Here is a 12,959-nt window from a genome sequence, read left to right on the forward strand (position 1 = left end):
GTGACCCCCGCGACCCCGGACCGCCCGCGCCGACCCGCCCCGCGGCTGGTCGCGGGCGCGCTCGCCGTGGCGCTCGCCGTCGTCGGCCTCGCGCCCGCGACCGCCGCGAGCGCCGCCCCCGAGCCGCCGTCGGCCGACTACGCGTCCCTGGTCGACGTCTTCGTCGGCACCGAGGGTGACTACGGCAACGACATGCCGGCCGCGCAGGCGCCGAACGGCCTCGCGAAGGTCAACCCACGCACGACCCCGGGCCGCAACAACACCGGGTACGACTACGCGCAGTCGAAGATCTCGGGCTTCACGCACACCAACCTCGACGGGGTCGGGGGCTCCGGCGGCGGTGGTGACCTCCTCGTGGTGCCGACGTCCGGGTCGTACACGGCGCGCCCCGGCACGGGCACGTACGCGCACCCGTTCTCGCACGACGACGAGGACGCCGGACCGGGCTTCTACTCCGTCGGGCTCGGCAACGTCGCGGGCACGGACGGCGCGATCACCGGCGCGCCGGGCACGATCGAGGCCGAGGTCGCGGCGGCCACGCGCTCGGGCGTGCACCGCTACGCGTTCCCCGCGGGCTCGACGCCGAGCCTCGTCGTGGACCTCGAGACGAACAACACGAGCCGCCGGTCGTCCTCGGTGCAGGTCGAGACGCGCGCGGACGGCACCGTGGAGCTGTCCGGACAGGTCACGGGCTACTTCTACAACGCGGCCTACACGCTGTACTACACCGCGCGCACGCTCCAGCCCGCGACGGTGCAGACGTGGGGCGACGACGACCGGCTCGTCGACGCCACGGCCCAGGACGGCGTCGACACCGGCGCGATCCTCACGTTCGACCCGGCGGACGCCGGGGAGATCGGGCTCCAGGTCACCCTGTCGCCGGTGAGCGTCGAGCAGGCGCGGATCGACCAGCAGGTCGAGCTCGGCGACCTGTCGTTCGACGCGATCCGTGACCGCACGCGCGCGGAGTGGAACGCGACGCTGGGGCGGGTCGCGATCGACGCCTCGACGGCGACGGACCCGACGGGCGAGCTCCAGCAGCTCTTCTACACGCACCTCTACCGCATGTTCGCGATGCCGATGAACGCGACGAGCACCTCGGGCACGTACCGGGGCGTCGACGGCGCGGTGCACGCCGCGCAGGGCTTCACGTACTACGACTCGTGGGCCACGTGGGACGACTTCCGCAAGTTCTCCGTCATCGCCTACATCGACCCGGCGCTGTACCGGGACATGGTGCAGTCGCTGGTCTACCTGTTCGCGGACGCCGAGGCGACGGGGACCGGCGGCGGGCTCGGCGGGTTCGTGCACTCCGTCCCGACGGTGCGCTGGGAGCGGTCGTCGGTCGTGGTCGCGGACGCGATCGCCAAGGGCTTCGACGGGTTCGACCGCCTCGACGAGGCGTACCCGGCGCTCCAGCGCCTCGTGGGACAGTACAGCGCGGACGAGCTCCGGCGCGGCTACGTGGCGGGCAACCCCGGCGCGTCGGTGCAGCGGGGCTACGACCAGTACGGCCTCTCCGTGATCGCGGACGAGCTCGGGCGGACCGACGAGGCCGAGACGCTGCGCGAGCAGGCGTCGTGGCCGATCGAGAAGCTCACCAAGCCGGGCGCGTGGACCGCGGCCGACGGCACGCCGGTCGGCCTCCTCACCCCGCGTGCCGCCGACGGCTCGTGGCAGAGCGCGGACCACGAGCGCTTCGAGGCCGCGAGCCTCTACCAGGGCACGCTCTGGCAGTACCACTGGTACGACGCGTACGACATGGACGCGCTCGTCGAGGCGATGGGCGGCCCCGAGGCGGCCCGCCTCGCGATGCGTCACATGTTCGGGGAGCACGCACCGGACGACGGCAAGGCCATGCTCCACTCGAACGCCAACGAGATCGACCTGCAGGCGCCGTACCTGTTCAACTACACGGGTGAGCCGAGCCTCACGCAGAAGTGGGCGCGCGCGATCTACACGAAGGAGACCTGGAACCGGTACATCGCGACGGGCTCCTCGAGCGCCGTCCCGAGCGGCGGCGGCGAGTTCACGCCGCCCGTGAGGACGAAGGTCTACCGGCTCGACCCGCGCGGGATGCTCCCCACGATGGACAACGACGCGGGCACGATGTCGACGATGTTCGTCGCCGCGGCCGTCGGGCTGTTCCCGGTGACCGCGGGCTCGTCCCAGTTCCAGGTCGGGTCACCGTTCTTCGATTCGACGACCATCACCTACGACGACGGCAGCGCCTTCACGGTCACGGCCGACGGCGTCTCGGAGGACGCGTTCTACGTCCAGTCCGCGACGCTCGACGGCGCGACGTTCGGCAACACGTGGGTCGACTACGCGACCGTGGTCGGGGGCGCGGACCTCGCGTTCCGCATGGGCGAGCAGCCGAGCGACTGGGGCACGGACACCGCGCCCGCGTTCTCGATGAGCACCGCGACCGACGAGCCGGCCGAGGGACCGCGCGTCAGCGCCGAACCGACCACCGTGCAGACCGGCGACGGCGGCGCGCTCGACGCGACCGTGACGCTCACGCTCGACGGCGCCCGCCTCGCCGCGCCCGCCGGTACGGACCTCGTCACGAGCGGGGCGGCGAGCGTCGTCGGGCTGCCCGACGGCGTCACGGCGGCGGTGACGGTCGCGTCGCCGACCGCGCTGACCGTCTCCCTGACGGGGACGGCGTCCGCCGACGCGCGCTTCTTCGTGCACCTGCGCGACGCCGCGCTCGCCGACGGCGTCGCCGCGGCGACGCTCCAGGGACAGGGCGTCTCGGTGCGCTCGCCCCTGCGGCTGTCCGTGGCGTCCGCCGAGCGCGACGCGCTCGCCGCGCTCGTCGACGACGCCGTGCTCGTGCGGCACGGGAACTACTCCTCGGTGACGTTCGACCGGTTCTCCACCGCGCTGACGAAGGCGCAGGAGGCCCTCGGTGACGAGGCCGCGACGAGCATCGCGCTGCGGTTCGCGGCCGACCGGCTCGGTGCGGCGGCCGACGCGCTCGACCTCACGGGCGGCGGGTACCGCACGCTCGAGGCCGAGCAGTCCGAGGCGTGGTCGGGCGGGGAGCTGAAGAACGAGGCGAACAGCTCGTCCGGCAACCTCGGCGGCGTGCGCTCCGGGTCGTGGGTGCAGTACCGCGACATGACCTTCGAGACCGCCGCCGGGGACACCCCGCCGCGCTTCCTCACGGTCCGGTACGACACGAGCTTCGCCCCGACGGACACGCCGAGCACCGTGCGCGTGCACGCGGGCGACGTGAGCGGCCCTGTGGTCGCGACCGTCGACCTGAAGGGCACGAGCGGCTGGGGCAAGTACACCGAGGTCACGGCGGAGCTCGGCGACGTGCAGGCGCTCGTCGACGCGCAGGTCGTCACGTTCGAGCTGCTCGCGCCGTCCGGGCGGAGCTGGGTCGGCAACTTCGACTGGTTCCGGTTCAGCGCCGAGGACCCGGCTGCCCCAGGTCAGCCGGGCGAGTCCCCGACGGTGACGATCGAGGCCGAGGACTGGACCGCGAGCTCCGGTCGCGGGCTCAAGAAGGAGTCCTCGACGTGGACGAGCGGTCCGGTGACGAACGTCGGCGGCACCGCGGACGGCGACTGGATCGCCTACGGCGAGGTCGACCTGGGTGAGCTCCCGCTCGGCGAGCTGTCGGTCCACTACGTGCACAACTCCAACCGGTCCGGGAACAACTCCGCGCTGTCGGTGTACCTCGACGCGTTCGACCCGGCGAACCCGGGCGAGCCGTTCGTCACCGTGCCGCTGCCGACGACCGGGTCGAGCTGGACCGCGGACGGGACCGCGACCGTCGTCCTGCCCGAGACGGTGCAGGGGACGCACGAGGTGTTCGTGCGCCTGTCGACCGAGCCGTACGCCGACCACCCGTACGTCGCGAACCTCGACAGCCTGACGTTCGCGCCGGGCGGCCCGACGTCGGTCGTCGTCGAGTCCGAGGCCTGGACGTCGAACTCCGGCCGCGGGCTGAAGAACGAGAGCTCGACGTGGACGAGCGGTCCGGTGACGAACGTCGGCGGCACCGCGGACGGCGACTGGCTCGCCTACGGCGAGATCGACCTCGGCTCCGCCGCGCTCGACCAGCTCTCGGTCCACTACGTGCACAACTCCAACCGGTCCGGGCGGAACTCCGCGCTGTCGGTGTACCTCGACGCGTTCGACCCGGCGAACCCGGGCGAGCCGTTCGTCACCGTCCCGCTGGCCAACACCGGGTCGAGCTGGACGACGGACGGGACCGCCGTCGTCGACCTGCCGAGCACGGTGCGCGGCAAGCACCAGGTGTGGGTGCGCCTGTCCACCGAGGCGTACGCCGACCACCCGTACGTCGCCAACCTCGACAGCATGCGCTTCTTCACCGACGCGTACGACGTCGAGGTCCCGCCGACCGACACCGCGGCGCTCGCGGCGGTGGTCGACGCGGCCGGGACGCCCGAGGCGGAGATCGCGCGGTACGGCCGGATCGACGCGCGCGTCTTCACACGCGAGCTCGCGGCGGCACGGTCCGTGCTCGCCGACGCCGGCGCCACCCAGGCGCAGGCCGACGAGCGGGCGCGGCGCCTCGGCCTGGCGACCGACCAGCTCGTGCCCGCCGAGCGCCGTCGGCTCGAGAACCTCGTGGCGAGCGCCGAGGCCCTGACCGACGAGGGGTACAGCCCCGAGTCCTGGCAGGCCTTCCGCACGGCTCTCGCCGCGGCGACCGGGACGCTCGACGACGCGGCGGCGTCCGACGAGGCGCTGCACGACGCGCGGCTCGCGCTCCAGGGCGCCGTCGACGCCCTGGAGGAGCCGGCCGACGTCGTGCTCGTCGAGGTCGAGGTCAGCCCGCGCTGCCTCGCCGGCAAGCCCTACGTCGCGGTCCGCGCGGTGAACGTCTCCGACGCGGCCGTCGACGTCGAGCTGGCGTCGTCACTGGGCACGAGGTCGTTCGTCGGCGTCGCGCCGGGGGCGAGCGCGTACCAGTCGTTCGCCGCGCGGTCCGCGACGGGCGACCTGGACGTCACCGTCACGGCGACGGGGGCGGACGGCACCCAGACGGTCGAGCAGGTCGTCACCGTCCCGTCCTGCTCCTGACCGCAGGACGCACCACCGACCCGGGAGGCGCCGACGGGGCGCCTTCCGGGTCGGCACCCTGGCGCCTCCGCGGCGGACCGGGCACGCTGGAGCCCCGACCGACGACGGAGGCGCCACCGTGACCGAGGAGTACCAGGGCCGGCCCGCGTTCCACGCGCAGACCCCCGCGGAGTGGCGGGCGTGGCTCGCCGCGCACCACGACGACCCCGAGCCCGGGGTCTGGCTCCTCACGTGGCGGCGCGAGAGCGGCCGGCCGACGTTCGGGTACGAGCCGTGGATCGAGGAGGCGCTGTCCTACGGCTGGATCGACGGGCAGGCCGCGACCGTCGACCAGGACCGGCATGCGCTGTGGTTCACGCGCCGCCGCCCCGGCTCCCGGTGGACGCGCCTCAGCAAGGAGCGGGTCGCGCGCGTCGAGGCGGACGGGCGCCTCACGGACGCGGGGCGCGCCGTCGTGGAAGCGGCCCGGGCGGACGGGTCCTGGACCCGGCACGACGACGCGGAGGCGCTCGTCGTCCCCAACGACCTCGCCGCGGCGCTCGGCGAGCGGCCCGACGCGCGGGCCCGCTTCGACGCCTTCACGCCCGGCGTGCGGCGCTCGATCCTCGGCTGGATCGTCGAGGCGAAGCGGCCCGACACCCGGGCGCGCCGGATCGCGGAGACCGCCGAGCTCGCCGAGCAGGGCGTCGCCGCCCACCAGCCGCGTCGCTGACGGCGCACGGCGCGCCGCACCCCGCCGTCAGGACAGGTCCCAGAGCAGCCGGTAGTACGCGATGCGCTCCGGGTCGGGGTCGATGCCGTAGCCCGCGTAGACGTGGCCGTCGTACCCGGGGCCGTAGTTCCACTCCGTGCTCCACGCCGCGACGGCGAGGTCCGCCCAGCGGTCCGCGACCCCGAGCGACCCGAGGTCGACGTGCGCGGCGAACGTGCCGTCGTCGTGCAGGAGCGTGTTCGGCACGCACGCGTCCCCGTGGCACACGACGAGGCGGTCGACCGGGGGAGCGTCGTCGAGCCGGGCGCGCGCCTCGGCGACGGCCAGACCGCGGTGCTCGGGGAACCACTCGTCGGGCCCGTGCCCCCGTGCGAGCCGGTCGTCGGCGTTCGCGACACGCTGCGCGACGGACCAGGTGAAGGGGCACGACGCGACCGGGAGCGCCTCGTGCAGCGCGCGCAGCCCGCGGCCGATCGCGACCGCCGCGACCGCCGGGTCGCCTGTCCAGCGCGCCTCGACCGCCGACCGCCCCGCGACGGCCTGCGTCACGAGCCACGAGCCGTCGTCGTCCGCGCCCTGGTCGAGGACGCGCGGCACGGGGGTCCGGTCGCCGACCCACGCGAGCCGCTCGGCCTCTCCCGCCAGGTCGATCTCCGGGACGCCCGCCGGGACCCACTTCGCGTACCGGACCGGTCGCGCGGCCTCGCCGCCGCGCGGGTCGAGACGGAACGTCAGCCCGCCGACGGTGTTGCGCCAGACCGGGGTGACGGCGTCGTCCCCCGCGAGCGCGCGGACGACGGCGGGGACGGCCACGGGGCCCGTGGGGATCTCGGCGATGGTCTCGGCGCGGCTCACGCGGGCGATCCTCGCACGCGGGCCGGTCGCCGGTCACAGCCGTCGCCGGCGCGACGCCGGTCTCGTCTGCGCGTCGGCGCGTCAGCGGGGAGAGCGGGCGGCCACGCCGTCCGGCGGGAGCAGCGCGTCGCACGCGGCGACGAGCCGCTCGCGCAGCGCCGCCCCGCGGGCGGCGAACGCGCGCTGGTGCCGCACGTACTCGGCCTTGCCCTCGGGCGTCTCGATCGCCACCGGCTCCAGCCCGTACGACGACACGTCGTAGGGCGACGCCTGCATGTCGACGACGCGGACGTCGCGCGCGAGCTCGAAGGCGTCGAGCACGACGTCCCCGGGGACGGCCGGCGTGAGCTTGAGCGCCCACTTGTAGAGGTCCATCGTCGCGTGCAGGCACCCCGGCTGCTCCAGGGCCGGCTGCGTCTCGCGCGTCGGCCGCAGGCGGTTGAGCGGACCGGCCTCGGGCGTGAAGAAGCGGAACGCGTCGAAGTGGGAGCACTGCACGGGGTGGTCCTCGACGACCCGGTCCGTCCCCTCGTGCCCGAGCCGCAGGGGGAGCGGGTGCCGGTGGTCGCGCCCGGCCGCCTTGTCGCGGTAGACCATGGCCCACTCGTGGAGCCCGAAGCAGCCGAACCGGCCCGGGCGCGACGCGGTGGCGTCGAGCAGGGCGCGCAGGTACCGCACGGTGTCGCTGCGGTCGGCGAGGAACGCGTCGGTGTCGAGCGCCAGGCCGTCGGGCGTGCGCCGGTACCAGCGCCATCCGGCGCGGTCGGCGTACGGGTGGGGCGCCGCGTCGGTGCCCGGCGCCGCGCCGCGCGCGGCGGTCGGGGGAGCCAGCACGACGCCCGGCCCCGGGTGCCAGCGCCGGAGCTGGGCCGGGCGCGTGGGGTAGTAGGTGAAGAGGAAGTCCTCGATCGCGTGCTTCTGCCCGAGCGGCTTGCGGTGCCGCCACCCGGCCGTGAGCGCGTCCGCGCGCTCGGCGTGGGCGCGGTCGAGCTCCGCCCACTCCGCGGCGGGCAGCACGACAGGGCCGACGACGGGCGTCGTCCGGTGGGTCGCGGTGGCGGTCGCAGGCACGCATCCAGGGTACGAGAGCCCACGGGGAAGCCCTAGGAGGACGCGTGCCACGGAAACGAACCGTCACCATCTCGACCCTCGTCGTCGCCGCGCTCGCGTGCGCAAGCATCGCCACGGCGCGCGACGACTTCCCAGCCCTGCTCGACGAACTCCGCGAGACGGCGGGCAGCTCCGCGCAACTGCCGGACGCCACCGCATCACCCGACCCCTCCGTCGACGTCGAGGAGGTTCGGGCGCTACTCGATGAGCTCGAGGTCAAGGGCCGCGCGCCCAAGGCCGGCTACGACCGAGACCTCTTCGGGCCTGCCTGGGCCGACACCGACCGCAACGGATGCGACACCCGCAACGACGTGCTGCGCCGCGACCTCACTGCCGTCACCTTCAAGCAGGGCACGAACGGCTGCGTCGTCCTGAGCGGGACGCTCCAGGACCCCTACACCGGGCAGTCGATCAACTTCGAGCGCGGGCAGGACACGTCCTCGGCCGTCCAGATCGACCACGTTGTCGCCCTCGCCGACGCATGGCAGAAGGGCGCCCAGAAGTGGAGTGCTGAGACCCGCGAGCAGTTCGCCAACGACCCGTTGAACCTGCGTGCGGTCGACGGACCGACGAACCAGCAGAAGGGAGCGGGCGACGCCGCCACGTGGCTCCCCCCGGCCAAGGGCTACCGATGTGAGTACGTCGCTGCGCAGGTCGCGGTGAAGAGCGCGTACGGCCTGTGGGTCACCGCGGCCGAGGCCGACGCCATCGAGCGTGTACTGGAGGGCTGCTGAATCTCGCTCAGCTTGTGCCCTCGTCATCCGGTTCTTCGGGCGGTGGTTCTTGCTCTGAGCGTTCGTGTCGGATGAAGTCTGCGTGCGTGAGCTGTTGGCGCAGCGCCCGGAGTGCCTCCGCCATCTCGGGCGTCAACGGCACCTTGTAGTGGCTGCCGAAGAGGTGACCCACCTCGTGGATCTGCGAGCTCAACCCACGGCTCGCTGCCGCGATCAGACGCTCCCGGTCGCTGTCAGAGAGGTTCCAACTGGGGCCATAGGTCCGGAGAAGATCGTTCTCGACGGCGGACGCTGCCGCGGATACGGTGAGACGGCCCCGGAAGTCGGTGATCCGTTCCAGGGCCCGCTCGGCCTCGACCGCCGCCGCGAGCTCGTCCTCCTCCTCCAGGTTCTGGGACGTGACGGAGATGGCGAGGGCGTCGTCAGCCTTCCTCAAGAGCTCGCGCGTGGAGAGCTGGTAGTACCTCTGTCCCGTCTCGCGCTGGAACTCCGACACCAGGAGCGGGTGCGGCACGTCGCGCCCGCCCGGGACCTTCTGCCACCAATCCGTCTTGGCGTCGTCGGTGATGAGGACGACGTCGGTCCCGTTCTTCCTGGCGTGGGCGAGCACCTCGCACCACAGCAGGTAGTCACCCGCCGCCGCGGACACGCCGCGGCCAGTGATCTTGTGCGCGTCGTCGAACCCCGGGGGTAGGCGCAAGGGGACGCGGACCGTCTCGAAGTCGCGGGCACGCTTCGCGACCTTCTTCGCCCGAGGGGCTCGGCCGACCTGGTCGTCGTCGAGCAGTGTTTCGAGCTCGGCGAGGACAGGGTCGTCGCTCTGGTCGATGCGGTGCGGGTCGTCCTTCTCGAGCTCATCGAGTCCGTCGACGATCGCCTTGACCAGCGGGTTGATGAGCTCCTTCACGCGGGTGGTCGTCTCGTCGTAGCGGCCTTCGCCGCCGCCGAAGGTCTTCACGGACTTCTGGAGCGCGTCCGCCGCCGCGCGGACCGTCTCGTAGGCGGTGCCGATCCCGGCCGCGACCTCGCGACGGTTGCGGTGGAACTCGATGCCCACCTGGTGGGGGAGGAAGAGCCGGGGGCCGATCGCCTTCAGTACCTTGAGTCGCGTGGCGCGCAGGTCAGGGGAGACGCGGTAGAGGCCGAGCAGCACGTTGGTGTCGAGCACGACCGTCGCCTCACGCAGGGCGGTGTTGACCTCGTCGTCGTCGGGCCGCTCGTAGTGGTGGCTGAACTGGGTTCGCACGCGCACACGCTACGCCCTCGGCGCTCGCTGTCGGTGGGGGCCGATACGCTCCCGCACGACGACGCCCCTACCGGCTACCCCCTGAGCTGGTCGGGGCTCGTCGCGTCTGGGCTCAGCGGCGCTCGACGGCGTCTGCCCAGAGCCACGCCCAGCCCTCGCTTCCCTCGCGCGAGACGTATTCCCCGGCTATTCGGTCCTCGTCGGGCTCATGCGTCGGTGCCACGCCCGTGCCCTCAGGCATCAGGTCGGATGTACGGCGTCACCTTGACAAGGCCCGTTGGAAGATCAGAGACCGCTCGCGCAAGGTCTGGTGTCACGAGTTTCACCTCGAGGAGGACCTGCGGCTGCAGCTGCTCTGTTACCGCTTCGCCGAAGGCGCTGAGCAGTTCGTCGGGGACGTGCGCGTACAGGCCTCGGGCCGTCCCCAGCTCGGTTCGGGTCCATTGGCACCGGACGATCCGGAACTGGGTGATTGGTATGCCCTCCGCGCGCAGCACGCGTTGGGCGGTGGGGGCGTCGAACACGCACAAGTCGCCGACGAGGTCGCTCCCTGGCGTGGTGTGCGCTGCGGCGAGCAGGTCTGCGGCCGTGAGCGCGTCGAGCGCCTTTCTCAGGATGGCGTAGCGCGATGGCTCGATCGGTCTGCCGGCAGAGGCTCTCTGCTGGAGGGGCTTGGGTTCCTCGCGCGTGACGGTCACGCGGGAGACGGCGATGCCGGAGCCGTCCCAGATCCCGTGCACCTTCAGCAGCTCGTCAGGTCGAAGGGTGGGCTCGGGTGGATCGGGCCACGTGGTCCTTACCGTCCATGGCGAGTCGTAAGGGGCAGTCTGCGCATGTTCCGGGTCGAGGGCGAGGCCTGTCTCGCCCTCGACCACAATGGGGAGTCCGGCGGCCACCACTCGTGACCCCGGCTGCAGCCCTTCGATCACGGTGATGGCGCTCAGTAGTTCGTCCCCACCATGACCATCCAGTAGTAGTACCCGGTCGGGCAGCCCGGCACGTAGAACCGCTGGCACTTCCATGACTTGAAGTCCGGTGCCACCTTCTTCAGGTACGCCATACGAGACTGACAGTTCGCAGACGACGTGATGTGGAAACCGTCGTAGGGCGTCCAGGTGATGACCTGCGGCGTGACGATGACCCCGCCGTCATCAGTGTCGACAGCGCCCCGCTCATCGATGCCCTGGAGCTCGCTGGCGACGTGAAGCTGGGCAACCTCGGCCTGGGCGTTCTCAGCAGCTGCGCACGCCGCTGCTGCGGCTGCCGGGCGAGCGCCGACAAGTAGGGCAACCAGGATCGTTGCCAGCACGGCAAGGGGGATCAACCCCTTGCGTGTACGCAAAGCGATCGATTCGTTCATTTCCACGCTTCTCTCTCGTCGGGAGCGTGCGCGAACTCCTGCAGCCCCCTGCTGGTGCCTGGGACGGTACGCCCGAACGTGTTCCTTGTCTCGGGATACCTCGGCCCGCCCGGCTCTGCAGCAGTCGCTACGGGCAACTCGAGGCTCCACTCAACTACCTGACCTGCACAAACAGATCCGATAGCCGGTTAACAGGTAGCGCACGTGGACCTGGCGGCCCGCCCATGCGACGGCCTCGCCGTCGACGCGGGCCTCGCCGCTCTGGCGCTGCGTGACCCACGCGCGCACCGGGATGCCCTCGGCCGGTCGCACGATCCGCTCGCCGCGCCGCGCGAGCTCGGGCGCTTCATCGGCGTGGTCGCGCATCGGGACCGTCTCGATGCCGGACGGTCAGCCGCCCGGAGGCGGACGTCGACGAGTACCCACGACACAATCGTATTCGAACACCAGTTCTATTGGGTTCTCGCCAAGGCGTCGTCGACGTAGGCGACGCAACTGCTGAGCCCGCACATCTCGTCGCACCCGGATGTTCTCCAGGGTGTTGTTGTCGACGCGGGCCTGACGAGGAGGAGAGGAGCCCGCGGCCAGCGGCGCGTAGCGGGGGTACGAGGCCGGAAGACGGCCCGAAGGCCATTCAGCCCCGAACGGGTGACAAAGGTCCTCGATCTTGTGTCTGGGCGAGCACCTGGCCGAGGTGACTGCCACGGTGGGGCGCGTCGGCCCGCAGGGGGCCAGACGCTTCAGTCGAAGGAGACCGCCAGGCATGAAGCAGCAGATGAGGCGCTCGACCACAGCACTCGTCACCGTGATGGCGCTCTGCGCCGCATCCATTCCCACGGCTGCCGCGCAGGAATCGAGCACCGCCACACAAGACCCGACCACGGACGTGGCCGTGCTTGATGGCCTCGATCCTCAGGCCGAGGTCCTAGTGATCGACGTCGGTGAGGGGCCCGGAGACCTGAGCACCCTTGTCGTCGACGTCAACGACCTGACCGAACGTGAGCAGCACGAGGTGGCGAGCGACCTTGAGATCATGCTCGACGCTGACGCCACCGCACAGGTGCTGCCCGCCGGTGAGGCTGAGAGCCAGCTCGCGCTCGACACAACAGTCGGGGCGGCGCTGCGCGAGGCGGGCGCACCCCAGGGCGGCGGGGGTGTCGTCACCGCGATGAAGACCGCGGCGACAGTCTCGATCAAGTGCAAGGCTGACCGCGAGTTCGTCGACGCCAACAATCGGCTCAGCATCCAGAACAACTGCCCCGTCAAGAAGGTCCACTGGGGGCTGCGTCTGAGCGACGGCTTGAAGAGCATCATCAACTCAACCGTCACTGAGCGTGGTGCCAAGGGCTGGCGTAACGGGATCTCCCTCGGCATGAACGCCCGCCACGCCAACGTGGGCAAGACCTACTGGTTCCACGGCGGGTTCTCGATGAACAGCGTGCCTGCGACATTCAAGTTCGATGACCAGTTCACGTTCACCATCCGCTCGGGAGGCAAGACCCTGCCTGCCTCGCTCTACGTCTGCAAGACCGTCAGGCTGACCGCATGAGCGCCAGCGACAAGCCCCCTGCCGCGGACCTCGCCACCATCACGACCTGGCTCCCCGAGGAGTCCCATGGGGTCGCCACGACCGACACCGATCGCCATGAGGTCTGGATCTTCTTCCCGATGCTCCGCGGCGGATTGCGCACCGACCAGCTCTACGTCGGTAAGCGAGTGCACCTCACCTACGAGCCGACCCCCGACCAAGACGGCTACAAGTGGATCGGGATCGAGGTAACGCCGCTACCCCGATAGTGTCCGGCGCGGGCCCGCAGACACGGGCCCGCGCCCTCGCACTGCCTGCCGCGTGACAGACACCGTCCACGATGCAGA

11 protein-coding genes are annotated in these 12,959 nt (G+C 71.8%); 5 read left to right on the forward strand and 6 right to left on the reverse strand.

Annotation, left to right across the window (positions count from 1 at the left end; all coding sequences use genetic code 11):
- Together ACPCUX_RS08525 and ACPCUX_RS08530 are read left to right on the forward strand one after the other, a co-directional pair.
- Positions 1-5,067 (forward strand): glycoside hydrolase domain-containing protein, encoded by a 5,067-nt coding sequence (locus tag ACPCUX_RS08525; RefSeq protein WP_423388555.1) that lies wholly within the window; start codon positions 1-3, stop codon positions 5,065-5,067.
- 118 nt (positions 5,068-5,185) lie between these two features.
- Positions 5,186-5,779, forward strand: a complete 594-nt coding sequence (locus ACPCUX_RS08530) for a YdeI/OmpD-associated family protein (RefSeq protein ID WP_423388556.1) — start codon at positions 5,186-5,188, stop codon at positions 5,777-5,779.
- 27 nt (positions 5,780-5,806) lie between these two features.
- Here the strand turns inward: ACPCUX_RS08530 and ACPCUX_RS08535 are convergent, their stop codons facing one another.
- Both ACPCUX_RS08535 and ACPCUX_RS08540 read right to left on the reverse strand, forming a co-directional pair.
- The gene (locus tag ACPCUX_RS08535) at positions 5,807-6,634 is read right to left on the reverse strand and encodes an aminoglycoside 3'-phosphotransferase (protein WP_085387629.1); all 828 of its coding nucleotides are present in this window, start codon (positions 6,632-6,634) and stop codon (positions 5,807-5,809) included.
- Between the two features lie 81 nt (positions 6,635-6,715).
- Entirely contained in the window at positions 6,716-7,705 is a 990-nt protein-coding gene (locus ACPCUX_RS08540; protein WP_423388557.1) for a 3-methyladenine DNA glycosylase, read from the reverse strand.
- 44 nt (positions 7,706-7,749) lie between these two features.
- Here ACPCUX_RS08540 and ACPCUX_RS08545 point away from each other — a divergent pair, with 44 nt between their 5' ends.
- Positions 7,750-8,478 (forward strand): HNH endonuclease family protein, encoded by a 729-nt coding sequence (locus ACPCUX_RS08545; RefSeq protein WP_423388558.1) that lies wholly within the window; start codon positions 7,750-7,752, stop codon positions 8,476-8,478.
- A 7-nt stretch (positions 8,479-8,485) separates the two neighbouring features.
- Here the strand turns inward: ACPCUX_RS08545 and ACPCUX_RS08550 are convergent, their stop codons facing one another.
- From ACPCUX_RS08550 to ACPCUX_RS08565, 4 genes are all read right to left on the reverse strand, one after another.
- Positions 8,486-9,724: a PIN-like domain-containing protein gene (locus ACPCUX_RS08550; RefSeq protein WP_128082835.1), complete on the reverse strand. Its 1,239-nt coding sequence runs from the start codon at positions 9,722-9,724 to the stop codon at positions 8,486-8,488.
- A gap of 233 nt (positions 9,725-9,957) precedes the next feature.
- Positions 9,958-10,653 (reverse strand): hypothetical protein, encoded by a 696-nt coding sequence (locus tag ACPCUX_RS08555; protein ID WP_423388559.1) that lies wholly within the window; start codon positions 10,651-10,653, stop codon positions 9,958-9,960.
- 11 nt (positions 10,654-10,664) lie between these two features.
- Positions 10,665-11,084: a hypothetical protein gene (locus ACPCUX_RS08560; RefSeq protein WP_034654486.1), complete on the reverse strand. Its 420-nt coding sequence runs from the start codon at positions 11,082-11,084 to the stop codon at positions 10,665-10,667.
- Between the two features lie 150 nt (positions 11,085-11,234).
- Positions 11,235-11,450 carry a hypothetical protein gene (locus ACPCUX_RS08565; protein ID WP_043655110.1) on the reverse strand — a complete coding sequence of 72 codons (216 nt, stop codon included), beginning with the start codon at positions 11,448-11,450 and terminating at the stop codon, positions 11,235-11,237.
- 397 nt (positions 11,451-11,847) lie between these two features.
- Between ACPCUX_RS08565 and ACPCUX_RS08570 the strand changes: the two genes are divergently transcribed.
- Entirely contained in the window at positions 11,848-12,633 is a 786-nt protein-coding gene (locus tag ACPCUX_RS08570; RefSeq protein ID WP_034654492.1) for a hypothetical protein, read from the forward strand.
- Positions 12,630-12,881, forward strand: a complete 252-nt coding sequence (locus tag ACPCUX_RS08575; protein ID WP_034654493.1) for a hypothetical protein — start codon at positions 12,630-12,632, stop codon at positions 12,879-12,881. Before ACPCUX_RS08570 ends, ACPCUX_RS08575 begins: the two co-directional genes overlap by 4 nt.
- Positions 12,882-12,959 lie beyond the last annotated feature (78 nt).

The sequence above is a fragment of the Cellulosimicrobium sp. AB352 genome, assembly GCF_049538415.1.
Taxonomy (GTDB): Bacteria; Actinomycetota; Actinomycetes; order Actinomycetales; family Cellulomonadaceae; genus Cellulosimicrobium; species Cellulosimicrobium funkei.

Coding starts and splice junctions, on each gene's coding strand:
- ACPCUX_RS08560 (WP_034654486.1), bottom strand. CDS start 11,084: ATGAACGAATCGATCGCTTTGCGTACACGCAAGGGGTTGATCCCCCTT.
- ACPCUX_RS08565 (WP_043655110.1), bottom strand. CDS start 11,450: ATGCGCGACCACGCCGATGAAGCGCCCGAGCTCGCGCGGCGCGGCGAG.
- ACPCUX_RS08570 (WP_034654492.1), top strand. CDS start 11,848: ATGAAGCAGCAGATGAGGCGCTCGACCACAGCACTCGTCACCGTGATG.
- ACPCUX_RS08575 (WP_034654493.1), top strand. CDS start 12,630: ATGAGCGCCAGCGACAAGCCCCCTGCCGCGGACCTCGCCACCATCACG.